We start from the raw sequence: 17,210 nt of genomic DNA on the forward strand, positions 1-17,210 counted from the left end.
ATGGTCAGATCGGGTTTAGTTTCTAACAATTTTGCTGTTAAAAAGCTCAATGGCAAGTTAGAGCAACGAGATTGACTTGATCACTGTTTCACGGTTCTGAACAGCGCCGGTTTGCAAATTTTCCATTGCACTTAGTGCAGCTTCATGGGCTTGGATGGATGACCCGCTGACGCAATCCTCTACAACGCGGCAGAAGTAATCTGATTGGTGGCCATCTACGAGCGTGTAGTGCACACAGACATCAGTCAGCTCTCCGCATAGTATCAGAGTATCCACCTTCAGGCCGCGCAATAGAATTTCGAAGTCGGTTCCAAAAAACGCAGAATAACGTTTTTTCGGAACCAGATAGTCGCCGACGCGATATCCCAATTCTTCTTCGGCAACTTCCGTCCGCGGATCGCCTTCGAGACAGTGTATGTCCTCATCGCCATCCAGCTCCCTACCAAAGTCGATGTGATCAGAACGAGGCACCTCCTGAATGAAGATGACGGGCACCTTGTACTCTTGCGCTGCGTCTACCAGATCGCGCGCTGCGATCATGCGTTCCCTGTAGCCGGGCATATTATCAATCGAGCGCACTTCGCGATCATCAATGAATGTGCTCTTTTGAATGTCGATCACGATCAGTGCGGGTCTACCTTCGATCCGTTTCTTTGCATGCTTGTTTTGGGTTGTCATCTTCGACCTCGGTTGTATCAGGTCGTCCTGACGAAACGCTGTCTAATGGCCGGGTCGTGCCGGTTGGCAGATAAATTTTGATTAGATGTGCTATTGCGCGTCGTCAAGGATGAGAGCAGCTTGATCGCAGAATGAAACAAGGACGTTTGCGCCCAAAGCGGTAATGTCGGCTTTGTCCGCATGGCAGGCACTAAGCCGTTAGAACTGCGTCAATGTCCTTCTGAATATGTCAGATGACTGTTCTTAGCCCAAAGCGGACCCACCCTTTGGAAACAGATAACATTTCCGTGGCATGAACTAGGGACGCGTTGAAAATCGACTGCGCAAGAAAATGTAACTTTGGTTGGAGGCGCTAACCAGGACATTACCCGGGCGGATATCTACTCAATGTCTCTTGTATCATATTTCGCGTATTGACGTCGTTGTGGAAAATCCTATCGGCGAGAAACTCGGACGGAAACTCAGGCCATGTCCTGCGCATTTCAGCAACGAGCCGTCGTGCTTCTTCTGAATTTCCCAACTGATCGTGCGCAACGGCTTGGAACAAGAGCGAAGGAGCACTGACTGGCGCTCCAGCAGCTGGCGCTCCCTGAAAGGCTTCAACAACATTTTCGTAGTTCCCGAGCATAAGTTGCGAGACGCCCCAGATGTTTCTCGCACCAAACCTCCCGGATCCTGATTTGGGTCTCTCCGGGTTGCTAACCTCGGCAGCAAATTCCGGGGCGTTAGCCAAGATGGCGGAGATACCTGCAAGATCGAGAATATGGCCATCATTCGGCGCCAGTTCGACCGACATCCTTGCGTATTTCAATGCCTCGTTAGGCTGGCCTTTGACAGCCAGCACCCAACCGTTTGCGCTGTTTGCCCAGGCGTCGGCCGGGGACAATTGAAGCGCTTTTTCAGACATTTCTGAAGCTTGATTGGAGAAATCATCCCTTTGTGATTCATCCGGCGTCAACACCGCCAGGATCGCCAGGACCTGCGCTGATCCGGAATAGCCGTCGGACAGAGCCGGGTCGAGTTCCATCGCGTGCTGGAACATTCCCAGTGCTATCTGCTGACGTTTGACATCAAAAACGGGAAAAAACATGCCTCGGGCTTGGTCTGCAATGTTGGCCGCCTGGAGTCTCGTCAATGATTGTTCACCAAGCGCCACACGTTCTGCTTTCTCGATGGATCGTGTTGTCGGCACAACCTCCCTGTTATCCTGGCTCATCCAGATGCCAAGCACAGCGACCAATGCAACAACACCTAGTCCAGCAGGCAGCAGTTGCCGCGAACGCAAACGGCCAACTGGATTGTCGCTCTTCAGTTCACTTGATGTACGGTCTTCGATTGTAGATTCGTATGAAAACCGCGGCTTGTATCCGCCGGGGTCAACAAAAATGCGAACTCCGTTGCCGTCGCAGTGATCTTCGTAGAACTGATGTAAAAGACGACGCAGTCGCCTAGCCTCAACTCGAACCAGGTTTTGACCACCAGTACCATCTATGCGCCGCCCATATACCTCAACAGCGATAGCTTTGCCTCTAATCTGAGCGCTTCGACCAGATAGAGTTTCCTCGACTATATAGGTGAGAAACTGCGTGAGTCGGGGTGAAGCTTGAAACCCGTCGCTTGATACAATTCGACTCAGAGCTTCCCGGATGAGTTCCGAAGAAGGTTGGCCAACTTGTTGATTTATTGGCAAATCATTTGATTTGTTCAATGTCCACTCACCCCCAACTCACGGTGACTCACTTGGCCTTTGTGGTCAACCGCACTCATCTTGATTTGAGAATAGATAGTGGGTGTCGGGATTATTCCAGTGACAGTGGACCTGATTGAAGAAATTCCGGAACTTTCTGATGTGCTCTCGAGGCGCATCGAAACGGATGCACTACTCGGCGAGGTCATCAAGGACCTGAATAAAGCATCTGCGTTTTCGAAAGACACATCGATAACGGCCTCAGAGCGCGCCGAATGGGCCCACATCAAATCTGAACTCATCAACGAGCTTCGCCGGATGTTGAAGCGCAACCTGTGAGATACTCTAACTGAGGACCAATCCATGACCAAGGAAGACAATAGAAAAGACCAGGACGACAAACAGGTTCAGGCGTCAGATCAAATTGAAGACCCGTCGCGGCGGAGTGTTCTAAAGGGCTTGGCCACTGGAGCGGCTGCCACAGGGGCGGCTGGGTTTGCAGCAGGAACTGCCGAGGCCCACGAAGGAGACGGCCCACTAGGAGAAACACTCAAGAACCCATATGGTGGTCGACCCGCAGGTGGCATATCATTGCCGGAGTACTTCCGTCCGACGAAGTACATGACGGGTTCAAATGCGAACTATTTTCCGCTTAGTGAGGAGTTGGGGCCAGATGAGATGCGGATCTCATTCTGTGGCTCAACACCATATCCGCCGCGCGAAGATCAAGCGGGCACCTGTATTATGGTCGAGCTGGGTAACGGAAAAAGGTTCTTCTTCGATTTTGGATCCGGTTGTGTACGCAACATCATTGCGATGCAAGTGCCTGGGCAGTTGATCAACGACATCTTCATCTCTCACCTGCATGTCGACCACTATGCCGACATTCCGTATATTTACCCCTTCCGTGCCTGGTCGGGTGGCTACACGCCACTACGCATCCATGGGCCATCAGGTCGAACGCCCGAGCTTGGTACAGCCGGTATGGTCAAAGGCATGCAACAGATGCTCAAATGGCATCTGGAGGCCTTTGATGTATTCCCGATCGGGGACGGCTATGAGATCGAAGTTAACGAATTTGATTTCCGTCAGGAAGGCGGCATCGTTTATGACGAAGATGGCGTGACTGTTCGGTCTTGGCCGCGAAGTCATGCCAAGGACGGTGCGGTTGGTTATCGGCTCGATTGGAATGGTCTGAGCTTTGTATGGACTGGCGATGGACGCCCGGATGAGCTTTCACGAAAATACGGCGAAGGCGTTGATGTCTTTGTAACCGAAATGTCGGGGCAGGATATTGGTCAGTTGATGACCTACAAATACGGTATCCCACAAGATCTCTTTAACTACACTATCGATACGCATCACACCTCCCACTATGCCGTGGGTAAGCTCTTTGCTGACACAAGGCCGCGTTTGGGAATGGTGACACACTATACCCAGGATGAAGACATCGACGCTGAAATGCTGGCTGGTATTCGCGCCCACTACGACGGTCTGTTCCAATGGGGTCTCGATGTAGCCGTTGTGAACGTGACCAAGGATGCAATCTGGTACAGGAAAGCTGCACTGCCCGGAAAATCCGGTACTGTGCCACCATTTCGTGAACTGGCTGCGGCGGCCGAGGCCGGGCGTATTGAGCTTCCGGATGAAATCACATTACCGAACCCAAGACTCACTCGCGCAGACCAGCAAGATCAGAAGTATCGAGATATGGAGATCGATCCACGCGAATACTACCCAACTGACGTTTTCCGAGCACCCGGCGGAGACTGGCCGCAGGACTTTACCATCAAAGTTTCGGATGTAATCGGCTCGCGTGATGAAGACTGAGAGGAGATCGAACAATGATTGAATTTGGTTCGACTTCTGCGATCCCTGTTACGATCCTTACCGGCTTTCTTGGAGCCGGTAAGACGACACTTTTGAACCGGATCCTTACCGGCAATCACGGATTGCGAGTGGCAGTTCTGGTGAATGACTTTGGATCAATAAACGTAGACGCCGACTTGGTGGTTGGCCTCGAAGATGATGTGATGAGCTTGGCTAATGGGTGCGTTTGCTGCTCGATACGAGATGATCTGATTGAAACGGTAGAAGCTGTTCTCGCTCGGCCTGAGAAACCAGAATACATCGTCCTTGAAGCAAGCGGAGTGTCGGATCCATCGTCAATCGCCATGACGTTTACGGATCAACGGTTCCGGGACATGATCCGCTTGGACAGCCTTATGTGTCTTGTCGATGCGGAACAGCTATTTGCTGCGCCAGAAAAAATGGAACTGAAGCTTCGTCAAATTGCGTTCTCGGACATGGTTATTTTGAACAAGGTTGATCTTGTCGACAGGGCCACAGTTCAGAAGGTGCACGACTGGCTTGGCTCTCGCTTCCGTCGCTATCGTCTTGTCGAAGCTATAAACGCAGACGTCCCACTCGACATACTTCTTTCCGTTGGTCGCTTTGCCGCCGAACAGCTCGAAACGGAAATACCAGATCACCATGAACATGGACCAGATTGTGGTTGTCATCACTCTGATCACTCAGACAGCTTCTCAACAACTATGATGAAAGCTGAACGCCCAATAAGCCTATCTTCCCTCCGGAGTGCTATTCGGAAGCTTCCGGGCGACGTTTATCGTCTCAAAGGTTTTGTTTTTAGTGAGGAGGATCCAGATCATCGCATTCTTGTTCAGGTGGTTGGGAAACGTATGGACATCGCACGGGACGGAGCTTGGGGTGACCGCAAACCCGAAACAAGGCTTGTCGCTATAGGCGCGGCGGGGGCGCTCTCCAAGGATGTCCTTTCGGATACGCTTATGGAGACAGTCTGAAAGCCAAGTTCGATGAAGTATTTGGGCTATAGGTCAGCCGTGCTGGATAATTTCATCTAGTTCGGCGGGGGACGATGAGTAAGTGGACCGTTCCCCAACTTATGCCACCGGATCTTTTGGACAGGCTTAGCTTCAGGGAGCGGAAAAATCACAATTTAGCAGCAAAAATAAGCACCTACCTTGTTTTCATCGCGGTCACTAAAACTGTTTCCTAGAATAAATGGACTGAGCTCGACGAGAACTTTCAGAATTGCCTGAACGAGGCGGTTTCCTGGAAGGCTGTTGGCATCGGGAGAACGGCGATATGTTTCGAGACATCCATGCCTTATAGTTCGAGTTTTTTGGCGTTTGTAAGCGCGATAGGGAACTTGCGCTGTTTCGGAGGTTAATTGATGCTCATCGTCTTATGTCTTTACTTCGGCTTGATTTGGTTGGTGTTTTCCAAGCTTAAATGGCTCCCGTGGAACCGGTTTTGGAAAACGGTTATCTACGCTGGCGCAGCAGCGATTGCTCTTGTAGTAATAGGAGCTCTTAATCACACGACACCCACTGGTCCAGTTTCAGTTCAAGGGATTGAGACAAACATTACACCTAACGTATCGGGAACAGTTGTCGAGGTAGCTGTTGAGGCCAATCAATCGGTTAGCAAAGGCGATCTACTCTTCAAAATTGACCCTGACGTATTTGCCTCTGAAGTATCACGCCTTGAGGCTTCTCTAGAAACGGCGAAGTCTTCTGCAGACCAATTGGTGACTGACCTCGCCGCAGCCGAGGCAGAAATCGAGTCTTTGAATGTCCAGCTTCTCTTCGGACAGAAGAGGCGCGATGATATCCTTCAGTTAGAAGAACGAGGCGCATCGACAACTTTTCAACTTCAAGAAGTCGTGGCAACGATTGATCAACTAACCGCTAGTATCCGAGCAGCTCAAGCGCGCAAGAAGGGACTAGAGCGTCGAATTGCTGCTACTATAGATGGTCGAGACGCCGCAATTGTCGAAGCTGAAATGGCGTTGGAACAAGCCAAATGGAGTCTTGAAGAGACAGAGGTTCATTCACCAGGAAATGGTGTCGTTTCTGCTGTTACGCTACGGCCTGGAAACCGCGCCACCACTTTTCAAGGTGCGATAACCTTCATTGATCCATTGGATTTCGCCATTGTAGCCTCCCTCCCGCAATCCAGTCGTCAAAATGTGAATATCGGAGACGAAATCAGGTTGGCGCTGCGTACGCAGCCGGGCACGGAGCTCTCTGGCACCATTGTTGCTTTGCCGGTCGGCTCCGCCGAAGGGACACTGGATCTGCGTTCAGGCCTTCCTTCAATACGAGAGCTAACCGGTATTTCAAGCTACCCGGTACTGATCGAATTATCTGACAGTTCCGATTTCGAAGCTCTACCATTTGGTACATCTGGAACAGCGTTGGTAGTGACTGAAAAAGCAGGTGCAATTGGGGTTCTTGCCGAAATCCTATTCTGGGTATCTAAACAGCTGAATTATTTGTGACTGGTAATAGGTGTCATGCTGCAACGAATGGCAGAAATGTCCGCAAAGTAGACGTTTACGCAAGTTGCCGCGATCGAATGCAATGCGGACAGAATTGCCTTTTGCGGCAACGCAGCAAATGCACGCTGTGGGAGAACTAAGCGCAAGAACCCACTGAGTCCCGGCAAGGTTCGATAACCAAGTGTCATTTCTGTCAAAGGCAATGCGGACGTTTTGTCGCCAAAAACCGTCTGTGTTTACAGCGTTTTCTTGATTAACGCCCCGTATCTCAGCATGATCCCATTATGGTAGTTGAAATCCACAAATGGCTGAAAGATCTCGAACTGGATCAATACGCCGACGCTTTTGCCCAGAATGATATCGACGAGCGTGTCCTGCCATTGCTATCAAACGAAGACCTTAAAGAACTTGGGGTTAGTCTGGGTCACCGAAAAATCATCCTGGAAGCGGTTCAGGACTTGATTAGCCAAAAGCGACAGTATCATCCACCAAAATCCATAGACGCTGATGAAGACGAAGTCGGTCGCCCCCCCATTTCCAATGGGTCGCAAGACGAGGCAACATCCGCGAGGAAGCCTGCTTCATTGGGGATTGCAGAAAGGCGTCACTTAACAGTTTTGTTTGCGGACCTCGTCGCCTCGACGGAGTTGACTAATCGGTTTGACCCCGAAGACATGCGCGAGCTGCTGCGGAGATACCAGGATGCGGTTGCAGGAGCAGTTAGCAGGTACGGCGGCTACGTCTCGAAATTTTTGGGTGACGGCCTTTTGGTGTTTTTCGGCTGGCCGACAGCCTATGAAGATCATGCAGTTCGCGCCGTAAAGGCTGGTCTTGAAGCCGTTCGGCGGGTCAGAGAGCTTAAAACACCTGACGGTGAGCGTTTGTCAGCCAGGTTTGGCATCGCGAGTGGCGACGTGGTAGTTGGCGATACGATCGGTGAAAACACCTACGAAGAAGGAGCGATGACGGGTCCGATCGTCAATCTGGCAGCACGGCTTCAGGAGCACGCAGAACCAAACTCGGTTGTATTGTCTGCTGAGGAAACCGAAGAAACTTTGCATCGGCTATTTGAGTTGGCGCCTCGTGCATTAACTAGATTGAAAGGCTTCAAAGAGCCGCGGAACCTTTTGACTGTCGTATCAGAACACAGCGCGGAAAGCCGATTTCGAGCGTCCTACAGGGACGAAATCGGCAGCGTTATGATTGGCCGCGACTACGAAAAAGGTATCCTTTTGCAATCATGGCTGCGTGCTCAGAATAGTCAGGGCGAAGTTGTTCTGCTTGCCGGTGAAGCTGGGATCGGTAAATCGCGATTGGCGGAAGAATTTCTCGCTAACGCTGTAGCGACTAGCGAAGCTGATATTATCAGGCTGAACTGCTCTCCTTACCTTACCAGCAGCCCGTTCCACCCTGTCGCCCAGAGGATTTCTCAGGACGCTGGTGTGGGGACAGATTTTGATGACGATCAAATTCTCGATCTTGTAAAAAAATGTTGGAAAGCCGGGAAGGCTTGGACTGGGAACAGGTTCTACCCGTCTTTGCCGCGCTGGTTGCGCCCCACAGTGCTCTTGCCCGAAGCGTACTCGATATGTCACCGCAGGAGCAACGTGACCTCACGATTCAGACTTTGATCCAAACGGTTCAGGTACGCTCAAGAACGCGCCCTGTTATTCTTTGCGTTGAGGACGCCCATTGGATTGATCCTTCCACCCAAGCCCTTTTGGATCGCTTCAAAGCAATTTGTGCAGATCTGCCCTTAATGATTTTGATCACCCATAGGCCCGGCTGGGAACTTGTCCGTGATGATGGGGAAGCGCACGTACATACGCTCCAGCTGCGTCGGTTTGATACAACCCATGTCTCGAACTTGGTGCGCAATGTTATCGGAAAAGTACCCGACGATGCACTGATCGCCACAATTATTGAGAAGACGGACGGTGTGCCGTTGTTCGTAGAGGAGCTGGCCCGAGCGATTGTTGAGGCGGGCGAACACAGGCAAGTTCACATACCTTCGTCTTTGAAAGGCACATTGATGGCACGTCTTGACGCGGTCTCGCCAGAGGCCAAACAGGTCGCGTTAACAGGTGCCGTCATTGGGAGGGAGTTCGAGCCTGGTCTGCTGGCATCCGCAATAGGTCTTGCCAGTGCGGAGACTCAGTCTCGTGTAGAAGAGCTGTCCCGAACGGGTTTGATCTTTGAAAGCGGGCACAATCGAGGGCATTTCGTTTTCCGTCATGCCCTTATTCGGGACACCGCCTATCAATCCATGTTAGGCTCCACCCGCCGACAACAACATGCAAACGTGGCTCGTGCTTTGATGCAGTTGCGTTCAGCAGAGATTGAACGTCGACCCGAGCTGGTTGCCCGCCATCTTTCAGAGGCCGAAGAATGGCGTGCTGCGTTCGACAAATGGCAGACGGCGACCGAAATGGCATTGGCGCGATCCGCTAGCCAAGAGGCGATGGTCAACGCTAAAGAAACGCTCAAAGCTGCCGAAAATCTTGGGGACGATAACAGTGTCGAAACGATTAAAGCCAAAATCCTGATTGGTCGAAGCCACGACAGCCTGGGTCAGTTGCCGGAGGGGATAGCGGCCTTGAAAGAAGCCTCGGACGCCGCCCGTGGAATACGCCATGTAGCGCTCGCCGCTGATGCCGCGAACCATTTTGCGGACTCGTGCATGATGTCGAGTAAGAGACATAGCGAGGCTATTGAGCTTTGTAATAGAGCTCTGGACGACCTTGCCGACCATGATGAAGTTAGGCAGTGCAGATTAATGAGCCAACTTGCACGGGCACATATGTTTGTCGGCCAGTTTTCTGAAGGCGCACGCTTTGGCCAGCAATCAATGGAACTGGCCGCGAAACTGGGGGACTATAAATCCCAGTTCTCGGTGATGATGATGCATTATGGGGCGCCATTCGTTGCGCGCAAAGGAAGAGAGATACGTCATTGGCGTGAAAACCTTGATGCAATGCATCGGGTCGCCGAGAACCTAGGGAGTATTGATCAGGGTCGGGACCGGACACTTAGCCTGTTTGTCGGGGCTGAAATGGCCGACCGCGACTTGATGGATCATTCACTCGAATTGCTGACGGAGATTTCGGAAAAGGACAACCACCTGCAACTCTACTGGGTACAGAAACATGCGCGCGCCATGGTTGCAATTATGGACGGCGATTTTGAGCAGGCAGAGAAGCATGCCAACGAAGCGGTGAAAATTGGTCGGGAGACACACGGAGAACATGTTGAGGGCGTCTTCGGTGTTCAGATGTTTACCATCCGCCGCGAACAAAACCGACTGCACGAAGTCGCACCGGTTATCAAGAGGCTGATGACTGAAAGCCCGGAAGACATTTCTTGGAAACCTGGTTTTGGCCTTATTGCCGCCGAGTTGGGTTACAAGGAACCAGCTGAACGCATACTTAATGAAATGGCAGAGAAAGGCTTCGATCTGCCCGCTGATGCTATGTTTTCAACTACATTGTCTTATCTTGCTGATATCTGCGTCGCAGTCGAGCATCTGGGACATGCTGGGACACTCTATGACATGCTGACCCCATACGAAGAGCTGACGGTCACCGCAGGTGCAACGACTGTTTGCGCCGGGGCGGCTGCAAGACGTCTGGGCAACTTGGCAGCGGTGCTGAAAAATTGGGACACCGCTGAGAGGATGTTCCAAAAGGCCATCGAAATAGACACGCGCATGAAGTGCCCTCCTTGGATTGCGCACAGCAAAGCAGCATATGCATCCACACTTAGGCGACGGGGCCGCACGAATGATTTGGAACTAGCGTTTCAACTGGAAGGGGAAGCGTTGGCAATTTCACAGCAATTGAGTATGGTTTCCCTTAGGTCAAAGCTCGAAGGAGTAGCTGTTTAAAGCCATTTACATGCTTGGGGGAGCATTATGCCAAGATACATAATCGAGAGAAATTTTGCGGAACAGCTGAACGTCAGCGACGACGACAAAATTCACATCAAAGAGATCAATGACGAAGTTGGGGTCGAGTGGATTTTCTCGTTCCTCAGCGCAGACAAGCGTAAAACATACTGTTTGTATGAGGCCCCCGACGAGGAAAGCCTCAGAAAAGCGGCGGAGCGCCTTAACATTCCTGCCGATGTCATTACACCGGTAGATCATATAGATCCTGGTATTTTCGCCTGACTATTTGCACCTCAAATCCTAAACCGAGGCGATTATTCTGCAGGACAAAGCCTCGGGCTTCACATCTACATGAGGCAGCTGCGCAAGAAGCCTGACCTAAAAACAGGGAGGCCTATGCATGTACGACATAAAAACACTCGACGGAAACACGGCAAGTGTGGATCAAGACGCCTTGGACGCGCTTAACTCTTCTCTTCGCGGCGGCGTCTACTTAGTGGGCACTCCGGAATACGAAGACGCAAGAACAACATGGAATAGCATGTTCGAACGTCACCCTGGGTTTGTGGTACGAGCGATGGGCGCAAGCGACGTGCAGAAAGCGGTGGACTTTGTAAGAGAAGCCGATCTCATAATGTCAGTCCGATCAGGTGGGCATCAGATTGCGGGGCACGCTGTTGCAGACGAGGCCGTATTGCTCGATCTGTCCCAAATGCGATCGGTTCACGTGGACCCTGTCAACAAGACCGGTCGGGTTGCGCCAGGCGCGTTGCTTGGCGATGTGGATCGTGAAACTCAAGCTCACGGGCTTGCAGTCCCTGTCGGCATCAATTCGACAACTGGTATCGCGGGTTTGACCCTTGGCGGCGGTTTTGGGTGGACGACGCGGAAATTCGGAATGACGATCGACAATCTTCTATCGGCAGAAGTCGTGACGGCAGATGGGGCGATTGTTACCGCCTCGCCCACAAGCCATCCGGAGCTTTTCTGGGCCATCCGCGGAGGAGGTGGCAATTTCGGCGTCGTGACCTCATTCGAGTTCCAGTTGCATGATCTTGGGCCCGAGGTTTTGTCCGGCCTGATCGTTCACCCGATCGCAAAGGCAGCAGAGCTTCTTGCAGAATTCGCAGTCATTGCAGATGAATCACCGGATGAGCTGACGGTCTGGAGCGTGATGCGAAAAGCTCCTCCCCTCCCGTTCCTACCAGAAGAGTGGCATGGGAGAGAGGTGCTGATTTTCGCAGCTTGTTACAGCGGCCCCATAGACGAGGGTGAAATAGCCATGGGGGCTTTGCGCGCGCTTGGAGAACCAATAGCCGACGTTATCTCACCTCATAACTTTGTGGACTGGCAAGCTGCATTCGACGCATTGCTTACACCTGGTGCTCGGAACTATTGGAAAAGCCATGATTTCGATGCGCTTTCCTCGGATGCGATCACAGGTCTTCTCGAGGCGATTTCCAGCCTCCCCGACCCCGCGTGCGAAGTATTTATTGCCCATGTAGGTGGCGCAATGGCGCGCATTGAATCCCACTCAACAGCTTATCCGCAACGATCTGCACACTTCATAATGAATGTTCACACTCGTTGGGAGGACCCGAACAAGGATGGTGAGTGCATTGCGTGGGCGCGGCGACTTTATGATCAGATGCGACCCCATTCGTCTGGCAGCGCATATGTTAACTTTATGCCCGAAGACGAAGCGGATCATATGGCTGGCGCGTACGGTGTGAATGGTGAGAAGCTTTCGAAAATAAAGGGCAATTATGATCCAACAAATCTGTTCAGGATTAATCACAACATATTACCCAAGTAGGACCATTCAATCTGGATAGACTGATCCATACCGACCCTTGGAGCCTATGCTTGATTTTTATGACAAATATCTGGTTGCTTACTCAGACCTCCTGATATTTTTGCCGTCCAAGATATGGACGCTCGTGTTACTACTGTTAGGCGAAAGTCCTGTCCCGCTGCAGAGGCAAGGGCAGTGCCGAACATTTGGCCGCTTTGGGCTCAACTTGGTCATTCGCAAAATCGCGATGTAAGTCCACTTTGCGGAACTAACCGTCATTCGAATTCCATACTTCGCTGACGCAGCATTCAGTCGCAAGTGTAGAAATTTGTTGTCGCTGCGCAGCGCATGTCGCCAATACGTTCATTCACGGGCGTGGATTTGGTCGGAACCGAAGACTCAGTGCAATTCCCTCACGCCGACACAGATCGGCAAGCGTGGTGTTGAATCAGGCTGAATGAAACAAACTTTAATACACATCAGACGCTTCTTACCAACCTCAAGGAGTTCCTTGAACCTATTGCAGTAGAGGTTCCCTGCGACACTCTCGGCGGCAAAGAGTTAGAATTGATTCACTTTCGATACCATCGCTTTGGGTGATACATCGAAGATGCCTGATATCTAAAGAATCTTAATCACGACCCCAATGTACGAAGGAAAGGTTTTGGTAAAGCGCCGATCGAAGCAGTACCGAAACGGCCAAGATCTTCGGAATCCCTAACAACTTTTCAGCCCGTTTGTTGTTGCGCAGGCGGTACAATTTGCCTTTCTGGTCGTTCGCGGGTGGAGCAAGCTTACAGAACCGCTTCATCCCCACCCATTAAGATCAAATCATCGCGCCTTCATTTACTACATCAGCGAAGGACTTGAAGAATTTTCCAGCGAGCTTCTTGGCTGTGCTCTGGATCAAACGACTGCCGAGCTGAGCCAGTTTCCCGCCAATCTCGGCCTTTGCTTCATAGCGCAGGATCGTTGTGTCGCCGTCTGCACTCAGCGTCACATCTGCGCCACCCTTTGCATGACCAGCGGTACCACCATTGCCCTGACCAGACAGCGAGAATGCATCAGGGGCGCCGGTCTGGTCCAGGGTGACATTGCCTCCGAACCGCGCCTTGACGGGCCCTACTTTAAGCAAGACCTTGGCCTCCAGTTCAGTATCAGAATGCTTGATTAGTTCTTCACAACCCGGGATGCATTGTTTCAACACCTCGGGATCATTCAGTGCCGCATAGACGCGATCTTTCGGGGCGTTGATGATGATTTCGTCCTTCAGTTCCATACTCTAGTCCTTCTTAGCAACAGGGAAATCTTATGTTGTCTGCTTGTTCAGTGGTCATTTCGAGCGATTTAAGACGCCTGCGCATCCAGATCAGAAGTCGGCTCATGAGAATGGCTCCTTCGCGGTTTCCAAATGGGTCGCATAGTCATCCAGGGTATCGACATCGATGTAGAACCCTGGCGATGGCAGCGTAGCGGCTTGTACATGTTCGGGATGATCGCGCGTGAAGCCCAAGCAGCCGGGGCGTGCGGGGTTTTCCAGCAATCTCCGGCGCAATAGCTGCGGGATAGTAATTGGATTGCCTCGTGCGCCGTTATGGACAGGTATCGTCACTTTAGTCGCATCACCTGCAACGTGAGCGGCAATCAGATCTTGCAGATCCTGAGTGGTCAATAGCGGCTGATCACCCAAGCCGATCAGAAGCAGATGGGCGTCAGGTGCACAATGCAATCCCGTGGCAACCGAGCTCTGCTGGCCGCTGGTGAAGTTTGCATTGTGAACCAAAGAAACAGCTAGCCCTGATAATGCCCGGCGCACGGCGCTCGCCTCATATCCTGTTACCACCGTCAGGTCAGTATCAATGGCGCCTAAGTAAGCCATGGCTACACGGCGGATCATCGGTACGCCGTCTATTGGTAACAGCAGCTTGTTTTGCGCCCCCATGCGCCGGGAAAGACCGGCGGCCAGAAGGATCGCGGCAACATCAGCCATCGGCAAGCCCCACAGTCTGCCGTCTGACACGTACTAACTGCGCAAGGATCGACAGCGCTATTTCCTCGGGCGTGACCGCCCCCAGGTCCAGACCCGCCGGGGCGTGGACGGTGTTGATGGCCTCGGGCGTTATGCCGGCGGTCTTTAGTTTTTCAGCCAGTGTCGCGAATTTCCGAGCGCTTCCGACGAAGGCAACATAGTCGGGCAAATCTGTCAGTACGGATTTGAGCGCGTCCAAATCTCCTTGGCCTTGCGTCGCAATGACAACGAAGCGTCGTCGATTGCACGTCGTATCAGTCGACGTGGTGCCAGAAACCGACCAGTGGAATTGCGGTGCCAGGGAACCAAGCGCTTGGGCCACAGGGGATGCGCCAAGCACGACAAGTTCGGGCATTGGCAAACAGGGCTCGATAAAAATGTCGACGGTGCCTTTTGACGGGCAACCATTGCGCGCAAAGCGCGTCCCGTCGATCTCATCCCCCGCTATCACGCCCATTTCTTCCAGGAGTTCCTCGGGCGCGACAGAAACCAGTTGCGGCTGACCGGCGCGCAAAGCCTCTACCGCAGCGCGTTTGACCGCGCCACGCGTGCATCCGCCACCAAGCCATCCATGCAGGATTGTCCCGTCCGCGCTGAGCAGCGCTTTAGCACCCGGCTTGGCCGCCGTCGCCCCCGCAGTGCGCACGATTGTCGCGAAGGCGAAAGGTTCTTGCCGGTCACGCAGGTCTTGTGCCGCATCGGCAAGGTCCGTGTCTAGGATCTCTGCCGGACTCATAGCGTCACCAATTTTGGTTCCAGGGCGGCAAGATCGGCAAGGGTGTTGGCCGGTTGAAAAAGGTCGAGATAAGGCAAGGCCGCAGCCATTCCGCCAGCTACGGGCGCGTAGTCGCTCCAGCCCTTCAATGGATTGAGCCAGATGATCTTACAGCCGCGTTTTCTCAGCTTCTCAAGCGCTGCTGCCAGGATTGCGGGTGGCTCGGTATCATAGCCGTCCGACAGGATCACTACGACAGACCGGCCATCTACAAAGCGCCGCGCATAGGTATCGGCAAAGCGTTGCAACGATGGCCCGATCTTTGATCCACCGCCGAAGCCATCTGCCATCAGCGACATCCGACCAATTGCACGCAGTGCGTCTTTGTCGCGCAATGCTTCAGTGATGCGAACCAGCCGTGTGTGAAAAAGATAAGCGTCGGCATCTTTGTCAGCGCGCATCAGCCCAGCGAGAAAAGCAAGGAAAACTTGTGCATAGACGCTCATCGATCCCGATACATCGCAAAGCGCTACGATTTTGCGGCTGCGATCTGGGCGAGACTTGCGCAAGAGCTGCAGAGGTTCCCCTCCTGTCGCAAGGCTCAGGCGAATGGTCTTGCGAAAATGCAGGCGGTCGCCTTTGCGGGCGGCGATCCGACGGCGCGAACGTCGGTCGCGCAAAGCGGCACCGATGCGACGCGCAACTGCTTCGGCCTCTGCGATATCATCCGCGCGGACCAGATCACGCAGATCGCGGCGGCTGAGATTGCGTTGCTGAGTTGCGATAAGTTTACCGGTGCCGTCGCTGTCGGCCTCGCCGTCACCGGAATCAGGAGCGATGGCGCTGCCCGATGCGCCCATATCCTGACCCTTGGCTTGACGAGAGGAATGCACGTCATCGCTGAGCGCAGACTGCGCTTTGGGCACGGCCCTTTGCTTCACCCGACCGGAATCCATCCAAAAACTATCGAAGAGGCTGTCGAACCGTTCGGCCTCATCCTTGCATCCTGTGCAGATGGCCCGTAACGCGCGACGGCTTTCATTCGGGACAACGGCATTGACCTCGCCGAGGGCAAGCAAGGCAAGCTCTGCCTCTGCCACACCTAGGCGCAGGCCGTTCTGGCGCAAATGCGCAATGAACCCGGCGACACGGGCCGCTGGCCCCGGATCACGCGCCGCAAATTTGGAAACCCGGCTCATGCGGCCTTCCCCGCGATACGGGCCGCGACTTCGGCGGTGATCTGTGCCTGATCGCTTTGAGTTTTCAGCAGCGTGGTTAAGGTGGAGTGCAACACGGTTGGATCGTTGGTCAGATCCGCAATCCCAAGTCCCATCAAGGCGGCAGCAAAATCGAGCATCTCAGCGATGCCGGGTGTCTTTTCCAGTTCCTCCTCGCGAAGCTTTTGTACAAAGCCTACGACTTGCGCGCCAAGACGCGCCTCAATCGCAGGGCAGCGGGCTTTGAGGATTGCAAGTTCTGTCTGTCGGTCCGGATAATCGACATAGGTGTAAAGGCAGCGACGACGCAGTGCATCGGATAGATCGCGTGTGCCGTTTGATGTCAGGATCACGATCGGCTTACTAGAGGCCGTGATGGTGCCGAGTTCTGGCACAGTCACTTGATAGTCGGCCAGAACTTCCAGCAAGTAGGCTTCGAATTCCACATCAGCGCGGTCAATTTCGTCAATCAACAAAACAGGCGGCGTGTCCTGGGTAATGGCGGCCAATAGAGGGCGTTCCAACAGGAAATCACGGGAAAAAATACGCTCCTCAACGCTTTTGCCCGTCTCACCATCTTCGGCGGCGGCGCGGATCGTCAGCAATTGCCGCTGGTAGTTCCATTCGTAGATGGCCTGCGCGGCGTCGAGCCCCTCATAGCATTGCAGTCGGAGCAATTTAGTGTCGCGCGCATCGCTCAGGGTGCGCGCGACCTCTGTCTTACCTACGCCCGCGGCGCCCTCCAGAAGAAGGGGCCGCTCCAACGTCAGCGCCAAATGGAGAGCAACTGCTAGGTCGTCGGATGCGACATAGCCCTGCCCTTCAAGAGCGGATTGTAAATCGGTCCAGGTCATGTGTGTCTCCGGGCAGAGCGGA

The 17,210-nt window shown here is 53.0% G+C and carries 15 protein-coding genes; 8 read left to right on the plus strand and 7 right to left on the minus strand.

Going from position 1 to position 17,210, the window contains the following annotated elements:
• Window positions 1-57: 57 nt before the first annotated feature.
• Together ACR0MJ_RS18840 and ACR0MJ_RS18845 are read right to left on the minus strand one after the other, a co-directional pair.
• Window positions 58-678, minus strand: coding sequence for a cysteine hydrolase family protein (locus ACR0MJ_RS18840; RefSeq protein WP_480762177.1), 621 nt, complete (start codon window positions 676-678; stop codon window positions 58-60).
• Window positions 679-1,042: 364 nt separating this feature from the next.
• Window positions 1,043-2,386, minus strand: coding sequence for a tetratricopeptide repeat protein (locus ACR0MJ_RS18845; protein ID WP_480762178.1), 1,344 nt, complete (start codon window positions 2,384-2,386; stop codon window positions 1,043-1,045).
• A gap of 99 nt (window positions 2,387-2,485) precedes the next feature.
• Here ACR0MJ_RS18845 and ACR0MJ_RS18850 point away from each other — a divergent pair, with 99 nt between their 5' ends.
• The 8 genes from ACR0MJ_RS18850 (at window position 2,486) to ACR0MJ_RS18885 (ending at window position 12,394) form a co-directional block, all read left to right on the plus strand.
• Entirely contained in the window at window positions 2,486-2,704 is a 219-nt protein-coding gene (locus ACR0MJ_RS18850; RefSeq protein ID WP_480762179.1) for a hypothetical protein, read from the plus strand.
• 24 nt (window positions 2,705-2,728) lie between these two features.
• Window positions 2,729-4,195, plus strand: coding sequence for a guanitoxin biosynthesis MBL fold metallo-hydrolase GntH (gene gntH / locus ACR0MJ_RS18855; protein ID WP_480454213.1), 1,467 nt, complete (start codon window positions 2,729-2,731; stop codon window positions 4,193-4,195).
• 14 nt (window positions 4,196-4,209) lie between these two features.
• Window positions 4,210-5,190 carry a CobW family GTP-binding protein gene (locus ACR0MJ_RS18860; RefSeq protein ID WP_480762180.1) on the plus strand — a complete coding sequence of 327 codons (981 nt, stop codon included), beginning with the start codon at window positions 4,210-4,212 and terminating at the stop codon, window positions 5,188-5,190.
• Window positions 5,191-5,582: 392 nt separating this feature from the next.
• A complete protein-coding gene (locus ACR0MJ_RS18865) occupies window positions 5,583-6,692 on the plus strand; it encodes an HlyD family secretion protein (protein WP_480762181.1) in 1,110 nt (369 codons plus the stop codon).
• Window positions 6,693-6,976: 284 nt separating this feature from the next.
• A complete protein-coding gene (locus ACR0MJ_RS18870) occupies window positions 6,977-8,323 on the plus strand; it encodes an adenylate/guanylate cyclase domain-containing protein (protein WP_480762182.1) in 1,347 nt (448 codons plus the stop codon).
• Entirely contained in the window at window positions 8,281-10,575 is a 2,295-nt protein-coding gene (locus tag ACR0MJ_RS18875) for an ATP-binding protein (RefSeq protein WP_480762183.1), read from the plus strand. Before ACR0MJ_RS18870 ends, ACR0MJ_RS18875 begins: the two co-directional genes overlap by 43 nt.
• Before the next feature lie 27 nt (window positions 10,576-10,602).
• Window positions 10,603-10,860, plus strand: a complete 258-nt coding sequence (locus tag ACR0MJ_RS18880) for a DUF4242 domain-containing protein (RefSeq protein ID WP_170402061.1) — start codon at window positions 10,603-10,605, stop codon at window positions 10,858-10,860.
• A 118-nt stretch (window positions 10,861-10,978) separates the two neighbouring features.
• The gene (locus tag ACR0MJ_RS18885) at window positions 10,979-12,394 is read left to right on the plus strand and encodes an FAD-binding oxidoreductase (RefSeq protein WP_480762184.1); all 1,416 of its coding nucleotides are present in this window, start codon (window positions 10,979-10,981) and stop codon (window positions 12,392-12,394) included.
• Window positions 12,395-13,199: 805 nt separating this feature from the next.
• Here ACR0MJ_RS18885 and ACR0MJ_RS18890 read toward each other — a convergent pair.
• The 5 genes from ACR0MJ_RS18890 to ACR0MJ_RS18910 all read right to left on the minus strand — a co-directional run bounded on the left by ACR0MJ_RS18890 (window position 13,200) and on the right by ACR0MJ_RS18910 (window position 17,188).
• Window positions 13,200-13,652, minus strand: a complete 453-nt coding sequence (locus ACR0MJ_RS18890; RefSeq protein ID WP_170402067.1) for an SRPBCC family protein — start codon at window positions 13,650-13,652, stop codon at window positions 13,200-13,202.
• 102 nt (window positions 13,653-13,754) lie between these two features.
• Window positions 13,755-14,363 (minus strand): nucleotidyltransferase family protein, encoded by a 609-nt coding sequence (locus tag ACR0MJ_RS18895; RefSeq protein ID WP_480762185.1) that lies wholly within the window; start codon window positions 14,361-14,363, stop codon window positions 13,755-13,757.
• The gene (locus ACR0MJ_RS18900) at window positions 14,356-15,138 is read right to left on the minus strand and encodes an XdhC family protein (protein WP_170402073.1); all 783 of its coding nucleotides are present in this window, start codon (window positions 15,136-15,138) and stop codon (window positions 14,356-14,358) included. The genes ACR0MJ_RS18895 and ACR0MJ_RS18900 overlap by 8 nt, the downstream gene beginning before the upstream one ends.
• Window positions 15,135-16,316: a VWA domain-containing protein gene (locus ACR0MJ_RS18905; protein WP_170402076.1), complete on the minus strand. Its 1,182-nt coding sequence runs from the start codon at window positions 16,314-16,316 to the stop codon at window positions 15,135-15,137. The genes ACR0MJ_RS18900 and ACR0MJ_RS18905 overlap by 4 nt, the downstream gene beginning before the upstream one ends.
• Window positions 16,313-17,188, minus strand: a complete 876-nt coding sequence (locus ACR0MJ_RS18910) for an AAA family ATPase (protein ID WP_170392519.1) — start codon at window positions 17,186-17,188, stop codon at window positions 16,313-16,315. Before ACR0MJ_RS18910 ends, ACR0MJ_RS18905 begins: the two co-directional genes overlap by 4 nt.
• Between the last annotated feature and the right edge of the window lie 22 nt (window positions 17,189-17,210).

This window comes from Ruegeria sp. C6, from assembly GCF_056537625.1.

Coding starts and splice junctions, on each gene's coding strand:
- ACR0MJ_RS18870 (WP_480762182.1), top strand. CDS start 6,977: ATGGTAGTTGAAATCCACAAATGGCTGAAAGATCTCGAACTGGATCAA.
- ACR0MJ_RS18880 (WP_170402061.1), top strand. CDS start 10,603: ATGCCAAGATACATAATCGAGAGAAATTTTGCGGAACAGCTGAACGTC.
- ACR0MJ_RS18865 (WP_480762181.1), top strand. CDS start 5,583: ATGCTCATCGTCTTATGTCTTTACTTCGGCTTGATTTGGTTGGTGTTT.
- ACR0MJ_RS18900 (WP_170402073.1), bottom strand. CDS start 15,138: ATGAGTCCGGCAGAGATCCTAGACACGGACCTTGCCGATGCGGCACAA.
- ACR0MJ_RS18885 (WP_480762184.1), top strand. CDS start 10,979: ATGTACGACATAAAAACACTCGACGGAAACACGGCAAGTGTGGATCAA.
- ACR0MJ_RS18840 (WP_480762177.1), bottom strand. CDS start 678: ATGACAACCCAAAACAAGCATGCAAAGAAACGGATCGAAGGTAGACCC.
- ACR0MJ_RS18890 (WP_170402067.1), bottom strand. CDS start 13,652: ATGGAACTGAAGGACGAAATCATCATCAACGCCCCGAAAGATCGCGTC.
- ACR0MJ_RS18895 (WP_480762185.1), bottom strand. CDS start 14,363: ATGGCTGATGTTGCCGCGATCCTTCTGGCCGCCGGTCTTTCCCGGCGC.
- ACR0MJ_RS18905 (WP_170402076.1), bottom strand. CDS start 16,316: ATGAGCCGGGTTTCCAAATTTGCGGCGCGTGATCCGGGGCCAGCGGCC.
- ACR0MJ_RS18875 (WP_480762183.1), top strand. CDS start 8,281: ATGTCACCGCAGGAGCAACGTGACCTCACGATTCAGACTTTGATCCAA.
- ACR0MJ_RS18860 (WP_480762180.1), top strand. CDS start 4,210: ATGATTGAATTTGGTTCGACTTCTGCGATCCCTGTTACGATCCTTACC.
- gntH (WP_480454213.1), top strand. CDS start 2,729: ATGACCAAGGAAGACAATAGAAAAGACCAGGACGACAAACAGGTTCAG.
- ACR0MJ_RS18910 (WP_170392519.1), bottom strand. CDS start 17,188: ATGACCTGGACCGATTTACAATCCGCTCTTGAAGGGCAGGGCTATGTC.